21 protein-coding genes and 1 tRNA gene are annotated in these 26856 nt (G+C 65.1%); 11 read left to right on the top strand and 11 right to left on the bottom strand.

The genetic code is table 11. The features are described 5' to 3' along the window. Positions 1-68: 68 nt before the first annotated feature. From AC5RWA_RS14775 to AC5RWA_RS14760, 4 genes are all read left to right on the top strand, one after another. On the top strand, positions 69-545 hold the full coding sequence (locus AC5RWA_RS14775) for an FMN-binding protein (RefSeq protein ID WP_115525458.1): 477 nt from the start codon (positions 69-71) through the stop codon (positions 543-545). A 3-nt stretch (positions 546-548) separates the two neighbouring features. Further along, positions 549-1421, top strand: a complete 873-nt coding sequence (locus AC5RWA_RS14770) for an FAD:protein FMN transferase (RefSeq protein WP_494058129.1) — start codon at positions 549-551, stop codon at positions 1419-1421. Further along, the gene (locus AC5RWA_RS14765) at positions 1418-2962 is read left to right on the top strand and encodes a ferredoxin--NADP reductase (protein ID WP_494058128.1); all 1545 of its coding nucleotides are present in this window, start codon (positions 1418-1420) and stop codon (positions 2960-2962) included. The genes AC5RWA_RS14770 and AC5RWA_RS14765 overlap by 4 nt, the downstream gene beginning before the upstream one ends. A gap of 112 nt (positions 2963-3074) precedes the next feature. After that, positions 3075-3150 (top strand) — tRNA-Arg (locus tag AC5RWA_RS14760). Positions 3151-3252: 102 nt separating this feature from the next. Here the strand turns inward: AC5RWA_RS14760 and AC5RWA_RS14755 are convergent. Beyond that, the gene (locus AC5RWA_RS14755) at positions 3253-5262 is read right to left on the bottom strand and encodes an HNH endonuclease signature motif containing protein (RefSeq protein WP_494058127.1); all 2010 of its coding nucleotides are present in this window, start codon (positions 5260-5262) and stop codon (positions 3253-3255) included. A 265-nt stretch (positions 5263-5527) separates the two neighbouring features. On the opposite strand from AC5RWA_RS14755, the gene AC5RWA_RS14750 reads away from it, so the two are divergent. Together AC5RWA_RS14750 and AC5RWA_RS14745 are read left to right on the top strand one after the other, a co-directional pair. Next, positions 5528-6580: a M4 family metallopeptidase gene (locus AC5RWA_RS14750; RefSeq protein ID WP_115525048.1), complete on the top strand. Its 1053-nt coding sequence runs from the start codon at positions 5528-5530 to the stop codon at positions 6578-6580. Between the two features lie 60 nt (positions 6581-6640). Beyond that, the gene (locus AC5RWA_RS14745) at positions 6641-6964 is read left to right on the top strand and encodes a protealysin inhibitor emfourin (protein ID WP_494058126.1); all 324 of its coding nucleotides are present in this window, start codon (positions 6641-6643) and stop codon (positions 6962-6964) included. 68 nt (positions 6965-7032) lie between these two features. On the opposite strand, the gene AC5RWA_RS14740 is transcribed toward AC5RWA_RS14745, so the two are convergent. Continuing rightward, positions 7033-8001, bottom strand: coding sequence for a GlxA family transcriptional regulator (locus tag AC5RWA_RS14740; protein WP_079597652.1), 969 nt, complete (start codon positions 7999-8001; stop codon positions 7033-7035). 81 nt (positions 8002-8082) lie between these two features. On the opposite strand from AC5RWA_RS14740, the gene AC5RWA_RS14735 reads away from it, so the two are divergent. Further along, on the top strand, positions 8083-8250 hold the full coding sequence (locus tag AC5RWA_RS14735) for a hypothetical protein (protein WP_275726781.1): 168 nt from the start codon (positions 8083-8085) through the stop codon (positions 8248-8250). A gap of 69 nt (positions 8251-8319) precedes the next feature. Continuing rightward, positions 8320-12294, top strand: coding sequence for an ATP-dependent RNA helicase HrpA (gene hrpA, locus AC5RWA_RS14730; protein WP_494058125.1), 3975 nt, complete (start codon positions 8320-8322; stop codon positions 12292-12294). 58 nt (positions 12295-12352) lie between these two features. Here hrpA and AC5RWA_RS14725 read toward each other — a convergent pair whose 3' ends face one another. The 3 genes from AC5RWA_RS14725 to AC5RWA_RS14715 are packed head-to-tail and all read right to left on the bottom strand — an operon-like array spanning position 12353 to position 14810. Next, entirely contained in the window at positions 12353-12781 is a 429-nt protein-coding gene (locus AC5RWA_RS14725) for an HIT family protein (protein ID WP_115525051.1), read from the bottom strand. Further along, entirely contained in the window at positions 12778-13917 is a 1140-nt protein-coding gene (locus tag AC5RWA_RS14720; RefSeq protein ID WP_494058124.1) for an NAD(P)-dependent alcohol dehydrogenase, read from the bottom strand. Before AC5RWA_RS14720 ends, AC5RWA_RS14725 begins: the two co-directional genes overlap by 4 nt. Continuing rightward, positions 13914-14810 (bottom strand): sulfurtransferase, encoded by an 897-nt coding sequence (locus tag AC5RWA_RS14715; RefSeq protein ID WP_494058123.1) that lies wholly within the window; start codon positions 14808-14810, stop codon positions 13914-13916. Before AC5RWA_RS14715 ends, AC5RWA_RS14720 begins: the two co-directional genes overlap by 4 nt. 79 nt (positions 14811-14889) lie before the next feature. Here AC5RWA_RS14715 and AC5RWA_RS14710 point away from each other — a divergent pair, with 79 nt between their 5' ends. After that, complete coding sequence (locus tag AC5RWA_RS14710) at positions 14890-16035, top strand: PLP-dependent cysteine synthase family protein (RefSeq protein ID WP_494058122.1); 1146 nt, start codon at positions 14890-14892, stop codon at positions 16033-16035. On the opposite strand, the gene AC5RWA_RS14705 is transcribed toward AC5RWA_RS14710, so the two are convergent. After that, positions 16032-16688, bottom strand: a complete 657-nt coding sequence (locus AC5RWA_RS14705; RefSeq protein WP_494058121.1) for an MBL fold metallo-hydrolase — start codon at positions 16686-16688, stop codon at positions 16032-16034. The genes AC5RWA_RS14710 and AC5RWA_RS14705 overlap by 4 nt on opposite strands. 95 nt (positions 16689-16783) lie before the next feature. Here AC5RWA_RS14705 and AC5RWA_RS14700 point away from each other — a divergent pair, with 95 nt between their 5' ends. Next, a complete protein-coding gene (locus tag AC5RWA_RS14700; RefSeq protein ID WP_079597646.1) occupies positions 16784-17248 on the top strand; it encodes a Fur family transcriptional regulator in 465 nt (154 codons plus the stop codon). Between the two features lie 19 nt (positions 17249-17267). Here the strand turns inward: AC5RWA_RS14700 and AC5RWA_RS14695 are convergent, their stop codons facing one another. The 5 genes from AC5RWA_RS14695 to AC5RWA_RS14675 form a co-directional block, all read right to left on the bottom strand. Beyond that, positions 17268-18143 (bottom strand): metal ABC transporter permease, encoded by an 876-nt coding sequence (locus AC5RWA_RS14695; protein ID WP_079597645.1) that lies wholly within the window; start codon positions 18141-18143, stop codon positions 17268-17270. Further along, positions 18143-18958 (bottom strand): metal ABC transporter ATP-binding protein, encoded by an 816-nt coding sequence (locus tag AC5RWA_RS14690; protein WP_494058120.1) that lies wholly within the window; start codon positions 18956-18958, stop codon positions 18143-18145. Before AC5RWA_RS14690 ends, AC5RWA_RS14695 begins: the two co-directional genes overlap by 1 nt. Further along, positions 18959-19945: a metal ABC transporter solute-binding protein, Zn/Mn family gene (locus tag AC5RWA_RS14685; RefSeq protein ID WP_494058119.1), complete on the bottom strand. Its 987-nt coding sequence runs from the start codon at positions 19943-19945 to the stop codon at positions 18959-18961. A 126-nt stretch (positions 19946-20071) separates the two neighbouring features. After that, on the bottom strand, positions 20072-21142 hold the full coding sequence (locus AC5RWA_RS14680) for a hemolysin family protein (RefSeq protein WP_079597643.1): 1071 nt from the start codon (positions 21140-21142) through the stop codon (positions 20072-20074). After that, a complete protein-coding gene (locus AC5RWA_RS14675) occupies positions 21139-22476 on the bottom strand; it encodes a hemolysin family protein (protein ID WP_494058118.1) in 1338 nt (445 codons plus the stop codon). The genes AC5RWA_RS14680 and AC5RWA_RS14675 overlap by 4 nt, the downstream gene beginning before the upstream one ends. Before the next feature lie 538 nt (positions 22477-23014). On the opposite strand from AC5RWA_RS14675, the gene AC5RWA_RS14670 reads away from it, so the two are divergent. Further along, positions 23015-26821 (top strand): multifunctional oxoglutarate decarboxylase/oxoglutarate dehydrogenase thiamine pyrophosphate-binding subunit/dihydrolipoyllysine-residue succinyltransferase subunit, encoded by a 3807-nt coding sequence (locus tag AC5RWA_RS14670; RefSeq protein WP_079597641.1) that lies wholly within the window; start codon positions 23015-23017, stop codon positions 26819-26821. Positions 26822-26856: the final 35 nt, after the last annotated feature.

Genomic DNA, 26856 nt, shown 5'->3' with positions numbered 1-26856 from the left:
CGCTGGTTTCAGCGTTGACTCCAGCGTAAGCACCGTCCTGAACACTTAACCGAAATGAGAGCCTTTTTATGAGACCGTCAGTCCGCAAGAGTGTTTACGCCGGCATCGCCGGCCTGTCCCTCGCCGGAACCGTTGCCGGCTGCGCGCCGTCCGCTACTGAAAGCGTCCCCGTGTCCACCGGTGGCGCCACGTCGGAAACGGCGGCCGCCACGCCGTCGGCGGCCGCATCTTCCCTGGCCGGCAGCGGCTCCAGCTACAAGGACGGAACCTACAGCGCCGACGGGAACTATGTTTCCCCCAACGGAACCGAAACGGTGGGAGTGCAGCTGACTCTTGCTTCGGGCACTGTGACGGACGTCCAGATCACCCAGCACCCCTCCAACCCCAACACCCGCAAGTTCCAGGGCGAGTTTGCCGGCGGTATCGCCTCCCAGGTGGTGGGCAAGAGCATTGACGAGCTCAAGGTCTCCAAGGTTGCCGGTTCATCCCTTACCAGCGGAGGCTTCAACCAGGCAGTGGAACAGATCAAGTCGGAGGCGCAGTAGGCGGTGCCGGGCGGGAACTGGCAGGACTTCGTGTTCGACGGGATCGGCACGCGTTGGGAAATCTCAACGCCGCTCCCGCTCGGACCGTCCCTGCGGGCGCGCCTCCTGGCCAGGGTGGAAGAGTTCGACGCCGACTGGTCCCGTTTCCGGAGCGATTCCTTAGTGACCGCGATGGCCCGGGAACCTGGCCGCTATGACTTCCCCGCGGAAGCGGACCAGCTCGGAGAGCTCTACCGGACGCTGTACCGGCTGTCCGGTGGTGCGATGACGCCGCTGATCGGAGCCAGCCTGGAACGCCTGGGCTACGACGCGGACTATTCGCTTCGGCCTGCCGGTAGCGCCTTGCCGGCGCCGGCCTGGGACGCCGTCCTGGACTGGACCGGGACTGCCATCACGGCCCACGCTCCCGTTGTGCTGGACATTGGTGCTGCCGGCAAGGGCTTGCTGGTGGACCTGCTCGCTGCTGAATTGGCGGCTGACGGCGTCGACTCCTATGTCATCGACGCAAGCGGGGACCTCCTGGCGCACGGCGTGGGGGCGATGCAGGTGGGTTTGGAACACCCGTACAACCCTGAGCAGGCGATCGGGATTGTCCAACTCGACGGCCGTTCGCTGTGCGCTTCGGCGGCAAACCGCCGTGCCTGGGGCGACGGACTGCACCACGTGCTGGACGGAATGACCGGACAGCCCGTCCGGACCGCCGTCGCCACCTGGGCAATGGCGGACACTGCCGTACTGGCCGACGCGCTGGCAACGGCACTCTTCTTCGTACCCGGGTCAGAGCTCCAGGAGACGTTCCCGTTCTCGTGGCTGACGGTGTTTTCCGATGGAAGTGCCGCCTATTCGGAAGAATTTGAAGGGACACTGTTCACATGAGCCCTGTTGAAACGCCGAAGACCGGTCCGGCTCCCTCCGTCGCAGGCCGCCTGGACACCATGCTTGGCCGGTTCACCATGTACCGGCTCATCCTGCTGGTCCTCGTAGCCCTGGCCGCCTACAGCCTGCTGTTGGATGTCCTCGGGTGGCTGACGTTCGGGATCCCCGAGATGCTGGCGCACCTGGTGCTCTGCCTTGGTCTGACATACACCTCCAACCGTGTACTGGCGGCGCTTTTCCGGGTGCGTCCGCATTCGGAGTCCTCGCTGATCACCGGGCTGCTGCTCTATTTCCTGTTCTGGCCCTCGTTTCAGGCTCTGGACGTGGCCGGTGTGGCGCTGGCGTGTGTGCTGGCGTCGGCGTCGAAATATGCGCTTGCCTGGCGCGGCCGGCACATCTTCAATCCTGCAGCCGCCGGCGCCTTTGTTGCCGGCCTTACGGGACTGAACATTGCCACGTGGTGGGCGGCCACCCCGGCAATGCTGTGGCTGCTGGTTCCGGGCGTGCTCCTGGTCCTGTACCGGACCCGGAAATTCCTGATGGCCACGGTATTTACCATTGTTGCCACATCCATCATCACTGTGGAGCTTCTCCGCGCGGGGATGACGGCGGGCATGGGCATTTACCAGGCGCTGGCCCAGCGGCCGCTGCTCTTCTTTGTAGGTTTCATGCTCACGGAACCCCTGACATTGCCGCCGCGCCGGTGGCAGCAACTGGCGCTGGCAGCCGTGGTGGGTGTGGTGTTTGCGGTGCCCTACAACCTGGGTTTTATTGCCAACTCGCCCGAGGCAGCCCTGCTGCTGGGCAATCTCCTGGCTTTCCTGGTGGGCCAGCGCGGGGGCGTGAAGCTGCGATTCGCAGGCAGCCGCCAACTGACCCCCAGCACCACCGAGTTCTCGTTCGAGCCCGCCAGGGCCGTGCGGTTCCTTCCGGGCCAGTACATGGAGCTGGACCTGCCGCACGCGAAGTCTGATGGGAAAGGACGACGCCGGGTGTTCAGCCTGACTGGTTCGCCTACGGAACGCCTTGTGAAGTTTGGTGTGCGGACCGCCGAGCCGCTGTCCGCCGCAAAAAAAGTGCTCCTCGCCCTGAAGCCTGGCGACGAGCTGGCCGCCACGTCCGTGGGCGGCGATTTCATCCTGCCCGGCGACCCCAACAAGCCTGTCCTGCTCATCGCGGCCGGAATCGGCATCACTCCCTTCCTCTCCCATCTGGCGTCCGGCCAGTTGCGGGAGCGCGACGCTGTAATGCTTCTTTTGGCCAGGAGCGCCGACGAGGTGGCCTACGCGGACGAACTAAGGGCCTCCGGCGTCCGGGTCCTGGTTCATCTCGCGGACGGTTCAGAGCCACCGGCTGGAATGGCCGCCGTTTCGGGACATGGCGGACGACTGGACGGGGAGACTCTTGGCCAGCTTGTGCCGGACATCGCCGCCCGGGACGTTTATGTTTCCGGTTCGCCCGCCAGTGTCGCGTCGCTTCGCCGTGCGGCGCGGAAAGCGGGGGCCCGGCGGGTGCATGTGGACTCGTTCTCCGGCTACTGATTGCCCCTGGATATGGCTCCAGGGCCGGCGGGGACGCGCCAATTTTCGCTTGCGGGCCACCTTGCTGCTAAGCTCTAGGACGTCCCGCCAGCAACGGCAGGAACCCCGGATTGCCCTCGTAGCTCAGGGGATAGAGCGTCTGCCTCCGGAGCAGAAGGTCGTAGGTTCGAATCCTATCGAGGGCACCATGTGAAGCACCCCGGTCTGTTGATCGGGGTGCTTTCCTTTTGCCCCTGGCTAAACCCAACGGTTTTGCGTTATCCAGCTGACTTCGAGCTCAATTCTGCCCGTTAGGCGTCACACGTCTCGAATGCCAACGAGAGGTGCCAGTCGGGGTCCGGGTCCCGTGGCAGCCAGACGTCCGGAACTCCTGGGTCTTCAGGCACGTCCCGGTCGTCCGGCAGATCAAGCAGTGCCAAGTCTTCAGGCAGATCAAACCATCCTGGGGGCTGCACATCCTCTGGCAGCTCAAGCCAACCCGGCAAACCCGGGTCTTCAAGCAGCTCCAGATCCTCAAGCACGACCAACTCGTACAAACGGTCCCCGGGCAGCACGTCAGGCTCGGACTGACAGTCAGCCAACCCTGCAGGCCACTGTGGTGGTTCCCAGTCGGGGTGTTCGCTTTGATATGTGCGGCCGGTGGGTGAGGTCCAGCCGGGCGGTTGATCTTTGGTGGCCGGTGATGGTGTCCAGGCGCTGTTGTGCTTGAGCCGGTGGTGTTTGGGGCAGAGCTGTGCCAGGTTGCTGATTCCGGTGGTTCCGCCGTGCTGCCAGGCTGTGAGGTGGTCGGTGTCGTTGTCCAGGCTGTGGTTGTTGCAGCCGGGGAAGGTGCATCTGCCATCCCGAAGGCGGAGTGCCTGTTTCATTGCTTTGGTGAGCCGGTAGCTGGTGCGGCCGATCTCCAAAGGTGCCCCGTCCCGCGGGTCCACCAGGACCCGGTAGAAAGAGGTTGCCCCGTCCGCGACGAGTTCCCGTGCCATCGAGGCCGGGATGGGGCCGTGGCCATCGAGGATGGCGGGTTCGTCGGTGAGGCCGAGCAGCGCGAACACCGGAACAGTGACCAGCACGTCCGTCCGAGGGGCGGGCACTTTTCCGGTGAGGGGGCCAGCGGGTGCTGTGGTGTCTGAATTGCCGCTCGCGACAATGTGCCCGTTGGTTGGGTAGTGGCCGGTGTCCGGGATGCCCAGGTCCGCGGTTGCTTCGTCCGAACCGACGAGCGTGGCGAGCCCGATGAAGGCCTCGGGGAGCTGTTCATCAATGCCAGCCTGGTCCTGGCTGCGGGTGTGGGGTTGGCCGCTGCCTGCCGTGTCCGCGCCAGCCAAGGTGGTGTGGGTCAGGAGGCGGTGGGCCAGGACGTCGGCACGTCGCTGGGGCAGGGTCCGGGTTTCGTGAGGCCCCTGAAGGCCGCGTGCCATGGCGGTGGTGCTGTTCCAGATCGCTGACGCCGAGTCGGCGGGCAGGTAGGCGGAGAACCAGGCCATCCCGTTGCGGTCCGGGCAGTGCTCCACCCGCCGGTCGGCCACGCTCTTGGCGTGCCGCTTCTCGAGGGATTCGGGGTGGTGCCGCTCCCGCCAGGTGCGCACCTTGTGCCGGAACCGTGACGGCACCAGGTCCCCGGGCGCGGCCCCGCGCGCCGGATGAGGCGCATTCGGATTGAAGAAATGCGCGACCAGCACGGCGGCAGCGGCCGAGTCCAGGCCCTCGGTCTCGTCGGCGATGATCCGCGCGTGCAGCCACGACACGTTCCCGGCAACCAGGGCATCCATGGCCGGCGGCAGCGCGCACAACTGCCGGGACTGACGGACGAACGCCCCGGCGGCCCCCGAACCGATGGTCAGGACACCGGCGATCTCCTCCACGACGGACATCTCAACAAAAGCCCGCTCCTGTATAGACGCTTCGGGCGGGATCACCGCCTCCTGCAGTTCAAGGGCATCGGCGGCGTCCCGCGCCTTAATCGCCGCGACCTGCGCCTCCAACCGGGAAACGAGGCCCATACGTTTCAGCCGGAGCTCGTACTGCCGTTCCAGCACATCAACCCCGCCGCCAGCCACAGCGCCTGTAGCACCGCCGCGCAGCGACGCATCCTCAACGAACAGCGCATCAATGGCAGCAACGGAGGCAGAAACGCCCTCCATCACTGCCGATACAACCTCGCCCTGAACCATACAAACATCATCTGCGGAGGCACTGACATTGAGAGCCGACGGAAGTGGCGTCACTGAGGCGCCGCCCGCAGCGGCGGTCGGCGCAGAAATCAGCCCCACCCCGCCTGCCGCCGCGCCCGCTTCGTTTCCCATGCCAACATCCTCTACGGAGGCACTGACATTTTGATCAGTCCTCGGCACCGGATCGAAAGCGCCGGCTGCCGGAAACCTTCCTACCCATCCCGAACGAAGGACTCAGGCACCTCGATAAGTGCCGAGGCCACCCAAGGTGAGAGCCGGCGTCGTACTCAGGCAGCCGATACAGCCGGACGCGAACAGTCCCTATCGGAGCGTGCGCCTGCCACGCATTGTCGGTGCCCCCTCGTAGTCTGAATTCACCAAGTTGAGGGGGTACGCCATGCACGTTCCATTCTGTTCCATCGTCCCGCCCTACCTGCTGAGGCGGCTGGCCCGGCAGGATGCGCCGGAATTCTCTGCCGCCGCGAGGGCTGCCCGGGAAGCCCTGGGCCATGTGGAGTCGGTCCACGCGTCGCGAACCCAGGCCATGCCGGATGCTCCTTCGGGTGTCCGCCAGGCCAAGCCCGGCCCGGCCAACCGCACTATCTACGATGCTGGCGGCTCGGAAAACCTTCCCGGAAAGCTGGTGCGCAAGGAGGGAGAAGCGGCAATTGGGGACGCCGCAACGGATGAAGCCTACGACGGGCTGGGGCATACCCACCGCCTCTACGCCGACGTCTTCGGCCGTAACTCCATTGATGGCCGGGGGCTCCGCCTGGACGCCACCGTGCACTTTGGCGCGCTGTATGACAACGCGTTCTGGGACGGAACCCAGATGGTCTTCGGCGACGGTGACGGAGAGGTCTTCGAGCGGTTCACCGCGTCCCTCAGCGTCATCGGCCACGAGCTTGCCCATGGCGTGACGCAGCATTCGGCCGCCCTCGCATACCGGAACCAGGCAGGGGCCCTGAATGAATCAATGTCTGACGTCTTCGGCGCGCTCGTTGAACAGTACGTGAAAAACCAGACCACGGCGGAAGCGAGCTGGCTCATCGGCGAAGGGCTTTTTACCGCCGAGGTTGAAGGGGACGCCCTACGTTCCATGAAGGCTCCGGGAACTGCCTACGACGACGATGTGCTGGGTAAGGATCCGCAGCCGGACTCCATGGACTCCTACGTCCGGACCAGTGCGGATAACGGCGGGGTCCACATCAACTCCGGCATCCCCAACCGCGCCTTCTACCTCGTGGCGAATTCGCTGGGCGGAAACGCCTGGGACGCCCCGGGCCTCATCTGGTACGAAACCCTCACGGGAGGCTCCTTGCCCACAACCGCAACCTTCAGCGTCTTCGCGCGGGCCACAGCCTCTACTGCCGTAGAGCTCTTCGGATCCGACTCGAAAGAGCATGACGCCGTGCGGCAGGCATGGGAAACTGTGAAGGTCAAGCTTTAACGGATGCCTGGTTGCCGGACTTTCTGCCGCCGGGCTGCATGGAAGCCCAGGAACCAGGCCATGAAGATCAGCGTGGAGCGCACCGGCGGCATAGCGGCGATGACGAGAGTGTGGACCGTGGACGCCCGGTCGGAAAACGCCATAAACCAGTGGCAACCGATCGTGGAAGCCTGCCCGTGGGACGCCGTGCCCCGGACTCCCCGGGCGGCGGCCGCAGAGTTCGCCGGCAACCAGCCGGACCGGTTCATCTACTCCATCCGTGCGGGCGAGCGCCGGGCAGCACTGCCGGAGCGGGCCGTGACGGGCCCCTGGCGGGTGCTCGTGGACCGCACCCGGGCCGCAGCCCAGGAATACCGGACGGGGCAAGGCAACAGCAACCTGTAGGGCAGCTCGTTAGAGAGATAGACTGCTTCGGCCCGGTCAGGGGCATGGCCGACCAACGCAGGCCCCGGCTAACCGACCTCAGCCAACTGGCCGCGGAAGGCCCGGCGGTAGGACTGCGGGCTGGTGTCGAGGACCTTCGCAAAGTGGTGCCGCAGCAAAACCGGATGGCCGAAGCCCGCTTCCCTGGCCACCTCGTCAATATTCAGGTCAGTGGATTCCAGAAGCTCCTGGGCGCGGAGCACCCGCTGCGAATTCAGCCACGCAGCGGGCGTGGCTCCCGTTTCCGAGCGGAACCGCCTGGCAAATGTCCGGGCGGACATGTGCACCCGGGCAGCCAGTTCATTGACCGTATGCTCACGGTCCAGGTTCTGCACCATCCAGCGCAGCAGTTCCTCCATGGGGGCGGAGCCGCAGGTGGGCATCGGCCGGTCGATGAACTGGGCCTGGCCGCCGTCGCGGTGCGGAGGAACCACCATGTCCCGGGCGATTGCGGCAGCCACCTGCGCGCCCAGTTCCACCCGCACAAGGTGCAGGCAGGCGTCGATGCCCGCAGCGGTTCCTGCCGAAGAAATAATGGTGCCGTCCTGGACATACAGGACGTTCTCATCCACGTGGACGTCCGGATAGGCCGCCGCCAGCTCGTTGGAGTAATGCCAGTGCGTGGTGCAGCGCCGCCCATCGAGCAGGCCGGCGCGGGCAAGGGCGAAGACTCCGGAGCAGATGGACATGACCCATGCACCCCTGGCGTGGGCGGCGCGAAGTGCTTCCAGCACGGACTCCGGCATCTCCTGGTCCCGGCCGTAGGGGGCCATGATGACCAGGTCCGCATCATTGGTGGCGTCCAGCCCGAGGCTGACGTTCAGGGAAAGCCCGGATTTCATCTGCACATTCCCGGGAACGGGCGTGCACACGCGGAAGTCGAAGGCCGGGACACCGCTCCCCCGGGCGGACCTGTCGATCCCAAAGACCTCACAGGCGGTCCCGAATTCGAAGATCGAGAAGTTGGGGACCACAATCACAGCGACTGTTTTCAGCATGTATCCATTGTGGCAGGAATTATAGCTTTTTGGGCATTTCTGCCACTGTTTAATTCGCCGCGCCAGGAGAAGCATGGAGGCATGGAAATCTTCGCAACCATCATCGTCATCGTGCTCCTCCTCGTGGCTGCCGCCACCATCGCAGCCCTTCTCCGCGACGGGCGAGGGCACACACCTCCCGTCGAGTCGCACCAGGAATGGTCCGCCCTGGACCTTCCCAGCACCAGCTATACCCTCCGCATTTTCTAGGAACGCAAGGAACGCCGCAGGCGGTCGACCCGGGGGTGTCGGCCCCACCGCAGTAGACTGTCTGCAGCCATGACTTTTCATATCTCCTATCCCGCCGAGCTGCCGGTCTCCGAGCGCCGCGAGGACCTGATGGCCGCCATCGCCGCCAACCAGGTGACCATCATCGCCGGCGAGACCGGCTCCGGAAAGACCACCCAAATTCCCAAGATGTGCCTGGAACTTGGCCTGGGCGAAAACGGCCTGATCGGCCATACCCAGCCCCGGCGGCTTGCAGCCCGCACGGTGGCCGAGCGCATCGCCGAGGAACTGGGGGTGGACATCGGCCAGGAGGTGGGCTTCCAGGTCCGTTTCACGGGCGAGGTCAGCCGCGCCACCAAGGTCAAGCTGATGACCGACGGCATCCTGCTGGCCGAGATCCAGCGGGACAAACTGCTGCGCAAATACAACGCCATCATCATCGACGAAGCCCATGAGCGCAGCCTGAACATCGACTTTATCCTCGGCTACCTCAAGCGGATCCTGCCGCAGCGCCCGGACCTGAAGGTGATCATCACCTCTGCCACCATTGATCCTGAGCGTTTTGCCAACCACTTCGGCACCACGGAGAAGCCTGCACCCATCATTGAAGTGTCGGGCAGGACCTACCCGGTGGAAATCCGGTACCGCCCGCTCTCACAGCCAAAGTCGGACGAGGACGATCCCTCCGACGACGAACTCGAGGAGGACCGCGACCCGCTGGATGCAGTCTGCGACGCCGTGGACGAGCTTGCCGCGGAAGCCCCGGGAGACATCCTGGTGTTCTTTTCCGGCGAGCGCGAGATCCGGGACGCGGCGGACGCGCTCCAGGCCCGCATCCAGGGCAACCGCAGGCTGGCCGGCACCGAAGTGCTGCCCCTGTTCGCGCGGCTGAGCCTGCAGGAGCAGCACAAAGTCTTCCACCCGGGCAACAAGCGCCGGATCGTGCTCGCCACCAACGTCGCGGAAACGTCCCTGACCGTGCCCGGGATAAAGTACGTCATCGACACAGGCACAGCCCGCATTTCGCGCTATTCGCACCGCACCAAGGTCCAGCGGCTGCCTATCGAACGGGTGTCCCAGGCGTCGGCCAACCAGCGCTCCGGGCGCTGCGGCCGTGTTTCCGACGGCATTGCAATCCGCCTTTACTCGGAGGAGGACTTCGAATCCCGGCCCCAGTTCACTGACCCGGAAATCCTGCGGACCAACCTCGCCGCCGTCATCCTGCAGATGACTGCCATGGGCGTTGCCCGCGGCCCCAAGGACGTGGAGAACTTCCCCTTTGTTGAGCCGCCGGAGACGCGGGCAATTAACGACGGCGTCACGCTGCTCCGTGAACTCGGCGCCCTGGCTGCCGCCAGGCCGCAGAACGCAGAAAGTGACGGAAGAAGCGGCGGCGGCCTCACCGCCGTCGGGCATAAACTTGCCCAGCTTCCCGTCGACCCGCGGCTGGGCCGGATGATTGTGGAAGCCGGAAAGCGGAACTGCGTCCGGGAAGTCATGATTCTGGCTGCGGCGCTCACCATCCAGGACCCGCGCGAACGGCCCACTGACAAGCAGCAGCTTGCGGCGGAAAAGCACAACCGCTTCAGGGACGAGAATTCGGACTTCACCGGTTACCTGAACCTCTGGAACTATCTGCAGGAGAAGCAGCAGGAGCTGTCCTCGTCGGCGTTCCGGCGCCTGTGCCGCGCCGAATTCATCAACTACCTGCGGGTGCGGGAGTGGCAGGATCTGTTCGCCCAGCTGCGGCAACTGGCCCGCCCGCTGGGCATCAGCCTGGACAACAAGCGCCTCGCCGACCCCGTGGGCAACCACGACGGGATCCACATCAGCCTGCTCTCCGGGCTCCTGAGCCACATCGGCATCCTGGATGAGCGCAAGCGCGAGTACGCCGGAGCCCGCGGCAGCCGGTTCGCTATCTTCCCCGGCTCGGCGCTGTTTAAGAAGTCCCCCACGTTCGTGATGGCCGCCGAGCTGGTGGAAACCAGCCGGCTGTGGGCACGGGTGGCAGCGAAATTCGATCCCGTCTGGGCCGAGCAGGTGGCACCGGACCTGGTGAAGCGGAGCTACAGCGAGCCGCACTGGTCCACCCGCCAGGGTGCGGTGATGGCGTACGAAAAAGTCACCCTCTACGGTGTGCCCATCATTGCGCAGCGCCGCATCAACTACGGCAAGGTGGATCCTGCCGTCGCCCGCGAACTCTTCATCAGGCATGCCCTGGTGGAGGGTGATTGGAAGACCCATCACAAGTTCTTCCACCGCAACCGCGCCCTGCTGAACGAGGTGGAGGAGCTCGAGGCCCGGATGCGGCGCCGCGACCTGCTGGTGGATGACGAGACACTGTTCGAGTTCTACGATGCGCGCATCGGACCGGACGTCGTGTCCGAAAGGCACTTCGACAAGTGGTGGAAGGACGCCCGGAAGCAGAACCCGGACCTCCTGGACTACGACAAGTCGCTTCTCCTGAGCGACGATGCGGACGATCTCGACGAGGCTGCATACCCCAAGACCTGGCTGCACAAGGGTTTCGAGCTGCCACTCAGCTACGAGTTCCATCCGGTGGCTCCCGGTTCACCGCCCAACCCCTCCGACGGCGTCACCGCCGAAGTCCCCGTCCTGTTCCTCAACCAGCTGGACGACGCCCCGTTCCGCTGGCTGATACCCGGCCAGCGCGTGGAACTGGTGACCGCCCTGATCAAGTCGCTGCCCAAGCAGGTCCGGAAGAACTTTGTTCCGGCACCCGACGTGGCGCGCCAGGCCGTAGCCGTCCTTGAGTCCGATTTCGATCCGGCCACCGATGAGCTGGAACCGTCGCTGGAGCTTGCCCTCCGGCGGATCCGCGGAGCCATCATCCCGCCCGGTTCCTGGAACTGGGACGCTGTACCCCCGCACCTGCGCGTCAGCTTCAAGGTGGTGGACAGCAAGGGAAAGGTGCTGGACGAAGGCAAGGACCTTGCAGTGCTGCAGGAGCGGCTTGCCCCCGCCACCCGGCGCGCCATCGCCGAATCGCTGGGCGCCACCCCGGCATCGACGAGCCCCGGCAGCCGGACATCGGATGCCAAGGGGGCCCGCGGGCAGGGCACCGCGAACGACGGCGGCTCCCCCGCAGTGCGGACGTCCGGGCAGGTGCAGGGTGCTTCCGCCGCGGCCGGGTTCAGGGAGCAGGAGGGCCTGACGGAATGGAGCTTCGGAACCATCCAGCGGCAAGTCAGCAGCATGGTCAAGGGCCACACCGTCACCGGATACCCGGCGCTGGTGGACGAGGGTAAGTCCGTATCCCTTCGCGTGTTCCAGACCCCGGAGGAGCAGCTGGACGCGATGCGTGGCGGTGTTATCAGGCTGCTCGCACTGCGGGTTCCCGCTCCGGACCGCTACGTCCTGGAGCACCTGAGCAACACCGAAAAACTGACGTTCAGCCAAAACCCGCACGGCTCGGTGTCCGCACTGATCGCTGACTGCGCGCTGGCGGCGATCGACAAACTCACGCCGGCTGAGCTGCCGTGGGACCGGAAGGCCTTCGACGATCTCTATGAGGTGGTGCGGGCGGAACTGATCGACACGGTCTTCAGCGTGACGGCCGTGGTGGAGCGCATCCTGGCCAGCACCCGCCGCATCGAAAAGCAGCTGAAGGGCACCACCAGCCTGGCGCTGATCAGCGCGCTCAACGATGTGAAGAGCCAACTGGAACAGCTCGTCTACCCCGGCTTTGTAGCACGCACGGGCTACGCCCAGCTCAGCCAGCTGCCGCGGTACCTGACTGCCATCGAGAAACGGCTTGAACGCCTTCCCGGCAACGTGCAGCGTGATGCGCTGAACATGGCAGTGGTGCAGCGGCTCGAGGACGACTACGACGACGCCGTGTCCGCGCTCCTGCCGGGCAAGCGCGCAGGCCGCGAGTTAACCCAGGTGCGCTGGATGATCGAGGAACTTCGGGTGAGCCTCTTCGCCGTCGAACTTGGCACGGCCTATTCCGTGTCCGAAAAGCGCATCCGGGCGGTGCTCAACAAGGCTTTGGCACCCGCCTAGCAGCACGGGACAGCACAGGACAGGAGGATGTCCCGGTCAGCGCCGGGACATCCTGGGGCTAGGCGGTCGGGACGAACTCGCCGTAGCCTGCCGCCCGAAGGCCCTCGCGGAGTTTTTCGGCATTCGCGTCGAGGACAGCCGGATCCGGGTTCTGGTCAGCCGTGGCGAAGTTGAACTCCGCCATGCTCCTGGACGGCCATACGTGCACGTGGAGGTGGTTGATCTCGTAGCCGGCCACAATAAGGCCCGCCCGTGCAGCGTCGAAAACATCCACCTGCACCGCGCCGATCCGGCGGGCGACCTCCATGACCCTGGCGAGGGTCTCCGGGGACGCATCAGTCCAGCGGTCCACTTCCTCGGTGGGGACCACCAGGGTGTGCCCGTCGGCAAGCGGGCCGGTGGTGAGGAATGCGGACACGTCCGGTTCGCGCCAGACGAACCGGCCGGGAATCTCCCCGTTGAGGATCCTGGTAAAAAGCGTACTCATGCGTCTGCCTCCTTGGCGGGTGCCTGCAAGGTGCTGGTATCCAGCACGAACCGGTATTTCACGTCCCCTGCGACCATGCGGTCGTAGGCGTCATTGAGCCCACGGGCGGAGACCACTTCGATGTCGGCCACAACGCCATGCTCGGCGCAGAAGTCCAGCATCTCCTGGGTCTCGGCGATCCCGCCGATCAAGGAGCCTGCATAGGCGATCCTGCGCCGGATGAGGGCCCGGGGATTGACGGGAGGCATGGCCTCAGAGGGAAGTCCCAGCTGGAAAAGGGCGCCGTCCACCCGGAGGGTGCGGAACAGCGGGTTCAGGTCATGCGGGGCGGCAACGGTATCGATGATCAGGTCGATGGTGCGGTCCGCCGCAGCCATGGCGTCTTCGTCCCGGGACAGGACCACTTCGTCGGCCCCGAGCTCAAGCGCAGCGGGCACCTTGGACTCTGACGTCGTAAAAACCACCACCTTGGCACCCATGGCTTTGGCGAGCTTGACCGCCATGTGGCCGAGTCCGCCGAGGCCCACCACGCCTACAACGTCTCCCTCTTCCACATCGAAGTGCCGCAGCGGGGAGAAGGTGGTGACCCCGGCGCAGAGCAAAGGCGCGACGGCGGCCGGGTCGAGTGATTCAGGGACGCGCACCACGTAGCGGCGGTCCACCACGATGGACGACGAGTAGCCGCCCTGGGTGGTGGCGTCAGCGTTCCGCCGGTCTGTCGCGCCGTAGGTTCCGGTCATCCCCTTTTCGCAGTACTGCTCCAGGCCGTCCAGGCAGCTGTCGCATTCCCGGCAGGAGTCCACGATGCAGCCCACGCCGACCCGCTCGCCCACTGAGAAATCGGTGACACCTGCGCCGATCCGGCTGACGGTACCGACGATCTCGTGGCCGGGCACCAGCGGATAGGTCTGGCCTCCCCACTCGCCCCTCACTGCATGCACGTCGGAGTGGCACAGACCGCAGAATTCAATGGTGATTTCGACGTCGTCCGGCTTCGGTGCGCGCCGGGCGACGGTCAACGGGACCAAACCGCTGTCACTGGATACTGCGCCATACGCGGCGGCAAGGACTCCGGCGTCGGAAGCGGGCGTTATGGGTTTGGCGAGGGGCGGCGGTACGGGACGTCCTGGGGTCATAGTGCGACGCTACCCTTGCCGCCGACAAACTTTCCACCCGACCGGTGCCCGCCGCCGGGTTCCGGGCCGGTGGCTACGGGCAATTCGGCATTGTTGGACCATTCCGAGAAGGAGCCTGGATAGAGGGCAGCCCGGATGCCGGCGACTTCCAGCGCCGCCACCTCGTGCGCCGCCGTCACGCCGGACCCGCAGTAAACAGCAACCGGGATGCCGTCACGCACACCCACCGATTCAAACCTGCGCCGCAGTTCTGCCGCGGGCAGGAAGCGTCCGTTCCCATCCACGTTGTCCGACGTCGGCGCGCTCACCGCTCCGGGGATGTGGCCTGCCCGCGGGTCAACGGGCTCGATCTCGCCGCGGTACCTCTCCCCCGCGCGTGCGTCGAGCAAAAGTCCGCTGCCCGCCCAGGTGGCGGCAGCAGCGGCGTCGAGCACTGGCATGTTCCCGTCCGCCAAGGTGACGTTCCCGGGCTCCGGCTGCACCGGGCCGGCTTCAACCGGCAGGTCCGCCGCACGCCAGGCGGCGAGGCCGCCGTCAAGAAGGTAGACGTCGGCGAACCCGGCGTTCCGCAGCATCCACCACACCCTGGCGGCGGCCATGTTGGCTGTGTCATCGTAGGCCACCACCACGTCTCCGTCGTTGATCCCCCAGCGCCTCGCTGCCGCCTGGAAGTCGTCCGTTGCCGGCAACGGGTGCCGCCCCCGCTCCGGAACCGCGGGTGCCGCCAGTTCAGCGGCGAGGTCCACGAAGACTGCGCCAGGCAGGTGTCCGGCGAGGTAGTGCTTGTGCCCGTGCGGGTCACCCAGCGCCCAGCGGACATCCAAGAGCACGGTGCGCCCGCGGTCATCAGCGAGACGCGCCTGCAGCCCGGCAACATCGATCAAGGGGTTCATGTGCACTCCTTTGGAGGTGGTGGAACCAACGGATCCCACTCTAGGCTGGTCGCCGTCCGTCCGCAGGTAGGCTGGATCGGTGATGAACGGGACCAGCGGCAACAAGCAGGGCGGCAACAGCGAAGGCTCAGACTGGGAGGGCCGCGGGTTGTCGGACCGGGACTGGGCTGACCAGGCCATCCGCAGGATCAGGGCAGAAAACAACCGCTCGGCCGACACACACCTCTACTCCGTGCCCCTGCCGGAACACTGGGGAGTCCAGCTCTACCTCAAGGATGAATCGACCCACCGCTCAGGCAGCCTCAAGCACCGGCTGGCGCGCTCCCTATTTCTCTTCGGCCTGGTGAACGGCTGGATCAGGGCGGACACCACTATCGTGGAGGCTTCCAGCGGCAGCACCGCGGTCTCCGAGGCCTACTTCGCCCAGCTGCTGGGGCTTCCGTTCATCGCGGTCATGGCGCGGACCACGAGCCAGGAGAAGATCGCCCTGATCGAACAGTTCGGTGGCTCGTGCCTGCTGGTGGAGCATGCCTCCGACGTCTATGCAGCTGCAGAAGAGGTGGCCGCTGCCTGCAACGGCCATTACATGGACCAGTTCACGTATGCGGAACGGGCCACGGACTGGCGCGGCAACAACAACATCGCCGAGTCCATTTTCGGGCAGCTCCAGCTCGAGGAGCATCCGGTTCCCGACTGGGTCGTGGTGGGTGCGGGGACGGGTGGAACCAGCGCAACCATCGGCCGCTACCTCCGCTACCACAGCCATCCCACCCGGCTGCTGGTGGTGGATCCGGAGAATTCGGCGTTCTATCCGGGCTGGCTGGGTGGGACGGCCAATCCTCCGGCCGGCCTGCCGTCCCGCATCGAGGGCATCGGGCGGCCGCGGATGGAGCCCAGCTTCGTGCCCTCCGTGATCGACCGCATGGTCCAGGTTCCCGATGCGGCATCGGTGGCAGCCATGCGCCACCTGCGGGTCCTGGCCGGCCTCCATGCAGGACCGTCCACCGGCACCAATTTGTGGGGCGTCTGGCAGGTCGTCGCCGAAATGGTCGCCGAAGGCAGGCGGGGCAGCATCGTTTCGCTGATGTGCGACGGCGGTGAGCGCTACGCGGGCAACTACTACAACCAGGAGTGGCTGTCATCCCACGGCCTGGACCCCGAGCCGTATGGAGCGGTCATCAGGACGTTTTTCGATACAGGGCAGTGGGACCCCACGGCCATCTAAATCTCCACGGACTCCCTGGCAGCCAGATGCGTGTACTCGGTGCCGTACTTGGCGCCGATCCGTGCCACGTGTCCTTCCACGATCTTCAGGCCGTTTTCATTGAGCAGCCCGTCATGGATCTGGAATGCCCGCGGGGCCCGCACTCCGACGACGAAATCCACCACTTCCGCGGATTTGCTCCAGGGCGCATGCAGCGGAACCAGCAGGGTCTTGACGCTGATGCCGTCCGGAATGACGAACGAGTCGCCCGGGTGGTAGACGTTCTCGTCAATGAGGTAGCCGATGTTGGCTACAACCGGAATCTGCGGATGGATCAGCGCATGCTGGCCGCCGAAGCTTCGGATCGCGAAGCCCGCTGCTTCGAAAGCTGTACCCGGCTGCACGGCATTGACGCGGGCGACGGCCTCCGGAGCTTTGGTGCGCAACGTGTCCGCTACTCCTTCCGGCGCGAAAATGGCCAGGCCCGCGTTGCTGCGAAGAGCCTCAACGACCGGTCCGACGTCGATGTGGTCGGCGTGTTCGTGGGTGACCAGCACGGCGTCCGCACCGTTAAGGGCCTCGGCTGTTTCGGAGAAATTGCCGGGATCCACCACCAATACACGGTTGTCCTTCTCGAGCCGCACGCAGGCATGGGTGTATTTCGTCAGCTTCATAGCGCCAGCCTAGGGTTAGGCGGCGAACGGTGTCCACGAGGCTGCGGCTGGTAATCTGTATCTTTGCCACCATCCCCACGGAAGCGAGTTCGTCCATGCCGCTCGGCGCCAAGGCTGATTCCACTACGCCCTCCCCCGTTACGGGTGGCGGCAAGGAACAGCGCGTCACCAAACAGCGCCGGGCCGTCAGTGCGGCGCTGGATGAGCTCGACGACTTCGTCAGCACGCAGGAGCTGTACCGGATCCTGCAGAACCAGGGCGTCTCGGTTTCGCTCGCCACCGCCTACCGGATCCTTCAGTCCCTTGCCGACGAAGGGCTCGTGGACGTCCTGCGCAACGGCGAAGGCGAAGCCGTGTACCGGCGGTGCGCCGTCACCGGCCACCACCACCATCTGCTGTGCAGGAACTGCGGGAAAGCGGTGGAGGTCGAGGCCCCTGCTGTGGAAACCTGGGCGGCACGCACCGCCGCGGAACACGGCTACACGGAAGTCGCCCACACCGTGGAAATCTTCGGCCTGTGCCCCGACTGCACGGCCCTGAGGGCTGCGGGCAAGCTGTAGCAACCGGGCCCCGGTGCGCTTACCGGGGCTGCAGGACCCGTCCGTTGATGCCCCTGCCGGCACGGACCGAGCCCACAACGCGGCACACCACGTAGATCAGGAATGAGAGCGTGGTGACGTAGGGGCTGATGGGGATCCGGCCGCCGAGGGCCAGCAGGATTCCGCCGACCGTTGCCGTCACGGCGAAGACCACGCTCAGCACCACCACTGCCACCGGCGAGGACGTAACCCGCAGGGCCGCTGCGGCCGGGGTGATGAGCAGGGCCAGCACCAGGAGTGCTCCCACTACCTGGATGGAGAGGGCAACGCTGATGCCCAGCAGGACCATAAAAACGATGGCCAGCGTCCGCACCGGAACGCCCCGGGCTTCGGCGAGTTCAGGGTCCACGCTGGCAAAGTTCAGCGGCCGCCAGATGGCGATCAGGGCCACCATCACCACCACCGCTGTCCCGGCGAGTGCCTGCAGCTGGACCGTGTCGACGGAAACAATCTGGCCGGTGAGCAGTCCGAATTTGTTGGCCGCACGGCCCTCGTACAGGGAGAGGAACAGGATCCCCAGCCCCAGGCCGAACGGCATGATGACACCGATGATCGAATTCTTGTCCCTTGCCCTGACGCCCATGAGGCCCAGCAACAGCGCCGCGGCGACGGACCCGATGAGGGACCCGAAGACGATGTCCGCACCGATCAGGAGCGCAAAGGCCGCGCCGGCAAAGGAGAGCTCGGAAATACCGTGAACGGCAAAAGCCAGGTCCCGCTTCATCACGAACGTGCCTACGAGGCCGCCGAGGAGGCCAAGGACGGCGCCTGCCCAGATGGAGTTCTGGACGAGGACCAGCAGCTCGCCATAGTTCTCGAAATTGAAGATGGCCCCAAGGATGCTGTCTGCGTCCATCAGGCTGCCTCCCCTGCCAGCGCATGGGTCTCTGCGTGGTGGTGGGTGGTGGCGTCAGGAAGCCCGACCACCACAATGCGGCCGTTGGCGTGAATGACCTCAACATGGCTGCCATAGAGGTCGGACAGCACCTCCGTGGTCATCACTTCGTCGGGAGTTCCCACCTTGAAGCGGCCCCCCGCCAGGTAAAGTACCCGGTCGACGTAGTCGATGATCGGGTTGATCTCATGGGTCACGAACACCACTGCGCTGTTCCGCTCGTGGCACTGCTTGTTGATCAGTGCGCTGACGGCCTGCTGGTGGTGCAGGTCAAGGGACAGCAGCGGTTCGTCGCACAGCAGGACCTGGGGATCGGTGGCAAGGGCCTGGGCAACGCGAAGCCGCTGCTGCTCGCCGCCGGAGAGCTGTCCTACCGGAACCCTTGCGTAGTCCGTGGCACCCACCAGGTCAAGGAGTTCGTCGATCCTGCGGTTAGCCTTGGCCGATGACAGCCGCAGTCCCCACCGGTGGCCGTCGACGCCGAGTCCCACCAGGTCCCTTGCGCGCATCGGAGTATCGGGGGCAAACGACTTCTGCTGGGGGATGTAGCCGATCAGGCTGCTGCCGCGTTCAACAGTGCGGCCGCCAAGCGCAGCCCGGCCGTGGTGCAGGTCCTGTAATCCGAGCAGGACTTTCAGGAAGCTTGTTTTTCCGCTCCCGTTGGGGCCAAGCACGGCGAAGAATTCGCCGGGCTTGATGTCCAGGTCCAGGTCCTCCCAGAGCGCCCGCTTACCGAATTTCAGGGACGCACCGGTGAGGCTGACGACAGGTTTCAACTATTTGCTCTCCAGAACTTTGCTGATGTTGTCCACATTGTCCGTCATCCACTGGAGGTACGTCTTGTCTTCGGGCAACGTTTCATTGAAATCCACCACCGGAACGCCGGCCGTTTCGGCCGCTTCCTTCAACGACTCCGTCTGCGGACCTTCGGTTTGCTCGTTGTAGGCCAGGAAACGGACCGACTTCGATGCCACCAGATCCGTTGCCGCCTTGAGCACGGCCGGGGGCACGTCGGAGTCTTCCTCGATCGCAGCGGTGTAGTCCTCGGGGGTGGCGTTCACCAGACCTGCATCCTCCAGCAGGTACAGCGGAACGGGTTCCGTAACAGCCACCGTGGCGCCGGCGGCGCTGCCCTTCAGCGAGTCGAGCTTTCCATGCAGTTCTTCCAGCGTGGATGTGAAGGTGGCCGCATTGGTCTCGAACGTCTGTGCCGACGCGGGATCGAGCTCCGCGAGCTTGGCTGCGATGTCACCGGCGAGCTGCTCCATGGCGTGAAGGCTGTACCACACGTGTTCGTTGAGTTCGCCGTGGTCGTGGGCTTCCCCGCCTGCCGGTCCGGACTCCGTGGCGGTTGCTTCGGCTGAGGCTTCTGCCCCTTCCGGGTGCGCCAGGCCGGACAGTTCGACGGCGTTCAGCACCTTGCCGGCGTCGAGGTTGCTGTCCTCCGCCAGGGTGTGGATGAAGTCGTCGTATCCGCCGCCGTTTTCGATGACGAGGTCAGCCTTGGACACTGCAAGCCGGTCCTGGGCGGTCGCCTCGTAGGAATGCGGATCCTGGCTCGTCTTGTTGATGATGGCGGTGACGCTGACCTTGTCCCCGCCGATGGTCTTGGCGATATCCCCGTAAACGTTGGTGGACGCCACAACGTTGATTCCCTCGGCAGCGTCCGACGGCGGCTCGGCCTGGGGGCTGCAGGCAGTCAGCAGCAGGCCAAGCCCGGCGAGGGCGGCAACGGACGAACGGGCAGCGGCAGAACGACGCACGAAAAACCTCAGTTCACTGGGGAGGGAAAACAACCAGTTCAGTTTATACCTAAATGGGAATCATTCCTATTTAGGTCCGGGCAATGGAGAGGTGCCCTTCCCGGTCGGCCGGGAAGGGCACCAGCGTCATCCTCCGTTGGGTTGCCCCAGGCGCCGGATCCCCGTGGCCTGGGTGGCGTCCCGGATCTCGCCCACGAGCTGTTCGATGACGTCCTCCAGGAACAGCACTCCCTGCGTATTGCCGTCAGGACCGATGACCCGGGCAAGGTGCGAACCTGTCCGCTGCATGACATACATCGCCTTTTCGATCTCGTCATCCAGGGCAAGGTTCGCCAGCGACCGGATGCGGCTTTCGGCGATGGGAAGCCCATACGCCTGCTCCGGGATGGACAGGACGTCCTTCACGTGCAGGTAACCGTAAAGCATGTCCTCATCATCAAGCATGGGGAACCGGGAGAAGCCGGTCCGGCTGACGGCCTTTTCAAACTCCACGGGAGTGGTCGCAGCCTTCAGCATGACCAGGTTCCCGAGCGGCACCATGATGTCGGCGGCGGTGTGCTCCGAAAATTCCAGGGCACCGTTAATCAGCCCGGCGTCGTCGTCCACCAGGCCGTGGCGGGTGGACTCCTGGACGATGGACTGCACCTCCTCAAGGGTGAACGAGGAGTTCACCTCGTCCTTGGGCTCGATTCGCAGCAGCTTGAGGATGTGGTTTGCCGACCAGTTGAGGACGGAAATCACCGGGTGCACCAGCCGGGCGATGAACATGAGCGGCGGCGCCAGGAACAAGGCCGCCTTGTCCGCGACGGACACCGAGATGTTCTTCGGCACCATCTCGCCGAAGGTCACGTGCAGGAATGTCACCAGCATCAGTGCCACGGCGAAGGCTGCCACGTCGGCCACCTCCATGGGCAGTCCCACCATTTCCAGCGGGTAGGCCAGCAGGTGGTGGATGGCAGGTTCTGCCACCAACAGGATCAGCAGCGAACAGACTGTGATGCCGAGCTGTGCACACGCCAGCATGAGCGACACGTTTTCCATGGCCTTGAGGGTGGTTTGCGCGCGTTTGGAGCCGCTCTCCGCGAGGGGCTCGATCTGGCTGCGCCTCGCGGACATGACAGCGAATTCAGCTGCCACGAAGAAGGCATTTCCCAGGAGCAGGACGCCCAGCCAGAGGATTCCGGCCCAGTCGCTCATCGTTCAGTCCTGTCGCTGGTGTCCATGGTCCCGGCTTCCGGACCGGCCGGCCGGAAGCAGATCCGGTCGATCCGGCGGCCGTCCATTCTGGTGACGCTGAGGGTTCCGCCGCCAACCGGTACGGTGTCCCCCACCGCCGCGATCCGGCCGAGCTTGCTCATGACATAGCCGCCCACGGTTTCGTAGGCTGCTTCGTCAGGGACGGTCAGCCCCGGAATCTGTTCGGACAGTTCGTCCGGACGGAGCAGTCCCGGGAAGTACCAGTCGCCGGACGCGCTTTGCAGCAGACCCGGGCGGACCTTGTCGTGTTCATCCGCCACTTCCCCGACGATCTCCTCCACCAGGTCCTCCAGGGTTGCGATGCCGGCGGTTCCGCCGTACTCGTCCAGGACGACGGCGAGCTGCAGGTTCCCCTCGCGGAGCTCGGCGAGCAGGGCGTCAAGGTGGATGGTCTCGGGGACCCGGAGCACCTCCGTCATGATGGCGCCGGCTTCCAGGTTTTGCCGGCGCTCGGACGGAACCGCCACGGCCTTCTTGACGTGGACCAGGCCGCGGATATCGTCCGCGGAGTCACCGATGACGGGGAACCGTGAGTACCCCGTCCTGCGTGCGGCAGCCACGATGTCAGAAACAGGCTGGTCCGCGTCGATCGTTTCCACGCGGATGCGGGGCGTCATAACGTCCGCTGCCGTCCTGGTGGAAAAGTTCAAGGTGCGCGCAATGAAGTTGGCCGTGCCGGCGTCGAGCGTTCCCATCGCCGCCGAGCGGCGGACCAGCGAAGCAAGCTCTGCCGGGGTGCGTGCCCCGGAGATCTCTTCTTTGGCCTCCAAGCCGAAAACGTTGAGCACTTTGTTGGAGAAGCCGTTGAGCACCACAATCGCCGGCTTGAAGATGGCAGTGAAGATCAGCTGGGGCCGCGCCAGGGCCTTACCCACGGGGAAGGACAAGGCGATGGCCATGTTCTTGGGAACCAGCTCGCCCAGGAGCATCGAGAGCAGGGTGGCAATCACCATGGCCAGGACCAGCGAGATGGACGCCACGGCCACGTCGGGGAGTCCGACGGCGGCCAGCGGGGCTTCGAGGAGCCGGCCCACCGAGGGCTCCATGACGTAGCCCGTGAGCAGGGTGGTGAGGGTAATGCCCAGCTGGCAGCTGGAGAGCTGCGTTGACAGGGACTTGAGGCAGGTGAGCAGGGCAACGGCGCCGGTGTCGCCGTCGTCCACTGCGCGCTGGACGGTGGGCTGGTCGAGGGCGATGAGGGAGAACTCAACGGCAACAAAGAAACCTGTACCGGCGATGAGCAGCAGGCCTGCTGCAAGGAGTAGCCATTCCATTCAGCATCCCGCCTGGAGGGCGTCGAGCTGTGCAACGGCCTTACGCGGATGGCGGATGCTGGAATATCTGCCCGGCGGAGGATGGTCGGCAGAAACCGACGCTCTTTCCTTGCGGGCTGCGGCCGGCTTGGCCGCTGGTGGGTGATGGGCGCGTGTTCGGGGTTTGCCGGCTCTGCGGGTGGACTGTGCGGCGCTATTCTTCGTGCTCCGCTGACAGCCCCCAGGCCGGCACCTAGATTTACTGTCCATAAGAATTTCAGTCTACAGGAGCAGGTGCCCTGTCCCGGGCGGGCGAAGGACGGGTTCGAGCGGCGGATTCCCTTACCCACAAACCGCCCGTTGAGACGCGTCCGGCCGCCATATTCAGCCCTTGGCGCGTCACTTCATGATTTGGGTCACCCTTATTGGCAGTTAAGACGACATGCTCACTAGACTTGCAAACGTCTGGGTTCAGAGGACGCAGAGACTGGTTCGAACGTAGTGCTGAAGCACCGTGGGGCCGGAGAGAAATCAAACTCATGGAAGAGGCGTATTTCAAGTGCCAGAGCAGCCAAGCCACCGTCTACCAGAGGAATTTGGCGGAAACGAGTGGCTCGTTGACGAACTGTACGAGCAGTACCAGCAGGACAAGAACGCTGTGGATGCCAAGTGGTGGCCGCTGTTTGAATCGTTCGACTCGGGCAGCAGTTCTTCTTCCAACGGAAATTCGGGACAGGCCACGGCCAACCCTCCCACCCGGCAGATGCCCATCGTGAACGCGGCTCCTGCAGCACCGGCACCGTCGCCGGCCGCAGCTCCGGCCGCTCCCCCGGCTCCGCCGGCCGCTGCCGCGCCCGCCCCGGCACCGGTGAAGAAGGCTCCCGCCACCGTAGCCCGCGACGGCGGCAAGAAGACCGAGGGCGCTACCGGATCCCAGCCGATCCCCGCGCAGCTGCCCAAGAACGTCAAGGCCCCCACCGCTCCCGAGGAAGACGTCGTCTCCGTCCTCCGCGGACCGGCCAAGGCCATTGCCACGAACATGGTCACCAGCCTCGAGGTGCCCACCGCCACCAGCGTCCGGGCCATTCCTGCCAAGCTGCTGATCGACAACCGCGTTGTCATCAACTCCAACCTTGCCCGTGCCCGCGGCGGGAAGGTCTCCTTCACGCACCTCATCGGCTACGCCGTGATCCGTGCCCTGTCGCAGTTCCCCTCCATGAACGTGTACTACGACGAGGTGGACGGCAAGCCTTCGGCTGTCCAGCCCGCCCACGTCAACTTCGGCATCGCCATCGACATGCCCAAGCCCGACGGGACCCGCCTGCTGATGGTTCCGAACATCAAGAAGGCCGAAACCCTTAACTTTGCCGAGTTCTGGCACACCTACGAGGACCTCATCAAGCGTGCCCGCAACGGCAAGCTCACCGCAGAGGACCACCAGGGCACCACTGTTTCACTGACCAACCCGGGCGGCATCGGCACCGTCCACTCGGTACCCCGCCTCTCCAAGGGCCAGGCCGCCATCATCGGCGTCGGCGCCCTTGACTACCCCGCTGAATTCCAGGGCGCCAGCGAGAAGATCATCGCCCAGAATGCCATCAGCAAGGTCCTCACGCTCACGTCGACGTACGACCACCGCGTCATCCAGGGTGCCGGCAGCGGCGAGTTCCTGAAGCTCGTCCACCAGCTCCTGCTCGGGGCGCAGAACTTCTACGACGAGATCTTCGAAGCCCTCCGGATCCCGTACGAGCCTGTCCGGTGGAGCGCCGACAAGCAGGTGGACCCGGCCGACGAAATCAACAAGGTGGCCCGGATCCAGCAGCTGATCCACTCCTACCGCGTCCGCGGACACCTGATGGCGGACACCGATCCCCTCGAATACGTTCAGCGCAAGCACCCTGACCTGGACGTCCTGACCTATGGGCTCACCCTGTGGGACCTGGACCGTGAATGGCCCACCGGTGGCTTCGGCGGCAAGCCGCAGCTGAAGTTCCGCGACATCCTGGGTGTCCTGCGTGACGCCTACTGCCGCACCACCGGCATCGAATACATGCACATCCAGGAGCCTGCCGAGCGCAAGTGGTTCCAGGACCAGCTGGAGCACCCGTACTCCAAGCCGAGCCGTGAAGAGCAGCTCCGGATCGTTTCCAAGCTGAACGCCGCGGAAGCCTTCGAAACGTTCCTGCAGACCAAGTTCGTGGGCCAGAAGCGCTTCTCCCTGGAGGGTGGCGAGTCGCTGATTCCGCTGCTTGACGCGATCATGTCCGACGCCGCCGACGACGGCCTCGACGAAGTCGCCATCGGCATGGCCCACCGTGGCCGCCTCAACGTGCTCACGAACATCGCCGGCAAGACCTACGCACAGGTGTTCCGCGAGTTCGAAGGCACCCAGGACCCCCGCTCCGTCCAGGGTTCCGGCGACGTCAAGTACCACCTGGGTACTGAGGGCACCTTCACGTCGGACAACGGCAAGGAAACCAAGGTCTACCTGGCCGCCAACCCCTCCCACCTGGAGGCCGTTGACCCCGTGCTCGAAGGCATCGTCCGCGCCAAGCAGGACCGCCTGGACCAGGGTGAATCGTTCCCCGTCCTGCCCATCGTGGTCCACGGCGACGCCGCCTTCGCCGGCCAGGGTGTTGTCGCTGAGACACTCAACCTGTCCCAGCTGCGCGGCTACCGCACCGGTGGAACCATCCACATCGTGGTCAACAACCAGGTGGGCTTCACCACCGCCCCGTCCTCTTCGCGTTCCTCCACGTACTCCACGGATGTCGCCAAGATGATCCAGGCACCGGTCTTCCACGTGAACGGTGACGATCCCGAGGCTGTGGTCCGCATCGGCCAGCTCGCCTACGAGTTCCGCCAGCGTTTCCACAAGGACGTTGTCATCGACATGGTCTGCTACCGCCGCCGGGGCCACAACGAGGGCGACGACCCCTCGATGACCCAGCCGCTGATGTACAACCTCATCGAAGCCAAGCGCTCCGTCCGCAAGCTGTACACCGAATCCCTGATCGGACGCGGCGACATCACCGAGGAAGAAGCAGAGCAGCTGCTCCGCGACTACCAGGAGCGGCTGGAACGCGTCTTCGCCGAGACCCACGCAGCGCAGACGTCCCCGATCCCGATCGTCACCGCAGACTCCGCTGCAGTGTCGGACATCGAGCGGCCCATCGCCCAGCAGTCCGACTCCAGCATCAGCGCCCCGGCCTCCACGGCCATCTCGGCGGAGACGCTGGCCCGGATCGGCAAGGCGCACGTGGAGATCCCCGAGGGCTTCACGGTCCACGCCAAGCTGAAGCAGCTGCTCGAGAAGCGTGAGCAGATGTCCCGCGAAGGCGGCATCGACTGGGGCTTCGGCGAGATCGCGGCCTTTGGCTCACTCATCATGGAAGGCGTTCCCGTACGCCTTGCCGGCCAGGACTCACGCCGCGGTACCTTCGTGCAGCGCCATGCCGTGTTCCACGACCGCGCCAACGGCAAGGAATGGCTGCCCCTGGGCAACCTTTCCGATGACCAGGCCAAACTATGGATCTACGATTCGCTGCTGTCCGAATACGCGGCCATGGGCTTCGAATACGGCTACTCGGTGGAACGGCCGGACGCGCTGGTCCTTTGGGAAGCCCAGTTCGGTGACTTCGTCAACGGCGCCCAGACCATCATCGACGAGTTCATCTCGTCGGCCGAGCAGAAGTGGGGCCAGCGTTCCTCCCTGGTGCTGATGCTTCCGCACGGCTACGAAGGCCAGGGCCCGGACCACTCCTCGGCCAGGATCGAGCGCTTCCTGCAGCTGTGTGCTGAAGAGAACATGATCGTGGCGAACCCCACCACGGCTGCTTCGCACTTCCACCTCCTGCGCCGCCAGGCGTACAGCCGTCCGCGGAAGCCGCTGATCATCTTCACGCCGAAGCAGCTCCTCCGCCTGAAGGCCGCTGCATCATCGGTCGAGGACTTCACCACCGGCACGTTCCGCCCGGTCATCCCGGAGCATGAGCAGCTGGCGGCAGACGCCGTCGAACGCGTCCTGCTGGTCTCCGGCCGACTGTACTATGATCTTCTGTCCACCCGGCAGAAGACCGGCGACAAGACCACCGCGATCGTCCGCGTGGAGCAGCTTTACCCGCTGCCGCACGCCGAGATTGCCGCGGAACTTGCCAAGTACCCGAACGCCGAGGTTGTCTGGGCCCAGGACGAGCCTGCCAACCAGGGACCGTGGCCGTTCATCGGCCTGAACCTGCCGGACGCCCTTGACCGCCGGGTGCGCCTGGTGTCGCGTCCTGCGTCAGCCTCTACGGCTGCCGGTTCCATGAAGCGGCACGCCGCGGAGCAGGATGTTCTGCTGAAGCAGGCATTTGCACGGAAGTAAGCAGTAAGGCTGCCCGGCCGGACGTCGAAATACCA

Source organism: Arthrobacter sp. 210 2 (genome assembly GCF_059093025.1).
Note: the sequence above shows the minus strand (reverse complement) of the source record. Positions and strands in the feature narration are given on the sequence as shown.

Bases quoted from the DNA above. Each gene is read 5' to 3' on its own strand.
- AC5RWA_RS14755 (WP_494058127.1), bottom strand. From the start codon at position 5,262: ATGGGAAACGAAGCGGGCGCGGCGGCAGGCGGGGTGGGGCTGATTTCT.
- AC5RWA_RS14750 (WP_115525048.1), top strand. From the start codon at position 5,528: ATGCACGTTCCATTCTGTTCCATCGTCCCGCCCTACCTGCTGAGGCGG.
- AC5RWA_RS14695 (WP_079597645.1), bottom strand. From the start codon at position 18,143: ATGGACGCAGACAGCATCCTTGGGGCCATCTTCAATTTCGAGAACTAT.
- AC5RWA_RS14720 (WP_494058124.1), bottom strand. From the start codon at position 13,917: ATGACCCCAGGACGTCCCGTACCGCCGCCCCTCGCCAAACCCATAACG.
- hrpA (WP_494058125.1), top strand. From the start codon at position 8,320: ATGACTTTTCATATCTCCTATCCCGCCGAGCTGCCGGTCTCCGAGCGC.
- AC5RWA_RS14715 (WP_494058123.1), bottom strand. From the start codon at position 14,810: ATGAACCCCTTGATCGATGTTGCCGGGCTGCAGGCGCGTCTCGCTGAT.
- AC5RWA_RS14705 (WP_494058121.1), bottom strand. From the start codon at position 16,688: ATGAAGCTGACGAAATACACCCATGCCTGCGTGCGGCTCGAGAAGGAC.
- AC5RWA_RS14680 (WP_079597643.1), bottom strand. From the start codon at position 21,142: ATGAGCGACTGGGCCGGAATCCTCTGGCTGGGCGTCCTGCTCCTGGGA.
- AC5RWA_RS14725 (WP_115525051.1), bottom strand. From the start codon at position 12,781: ATGAGTACGCTTTTTACCAGGATCCTCAACGGGGAGATTCCCGGCCGG.
- AC5RWA_RS14765 (WP_494058128.1), top strand. From the start codon at position 1,418: ATGAGCCCTGTTGAAACGCCGAAGACCGGTCCGGCTCCCTCCGTCGCA.
- AC5RWA_RS14700 (WP_079597646.1), top strand. From the start codon at position 16,784: ATGCCGCTCGGCGCCAAGGCTGATTCCACTACGCCCTCCCCCGTTACG.
- AC5RWA_RS14735 (WP_275726781.1), top strand. From the start codon at position 8,083: ATGGAAATCTTCGCAACCATCATCGTCATCGTGCTCCTCCTCGTGGCT.
- AC5RWA_RS14775 (WP_115525458.1), top strand. From the start codon at position 69: ATGAGACCGTCAGTCCGCAAGAGTGTTTACGCCGGCATCGCCGGCCTG.
- AC5RWA_RS14675 (WP_494058118.1), bottom strand. From the start codon at position 22,476: ATGGAATGGCTACTCCTTGCAGCAGGCCTGCTGCTCATCGCCGGTACA.
- AC5RWA_RS14745 (WP_494058126.1), top strand. From the start codon at position 6,641: ATGAAGATCAGCGTGGAGCGCACCGGCGGCATAGCGGCGATGACGAGA.
- AC5RWA_RS14740 (WP_079597652.1), bottom strand. From the start codon at position 8,001: ATGCTGAAAACAGTCGCTGTGATTGTGGTCCCCAACTTCTCGATCTTC.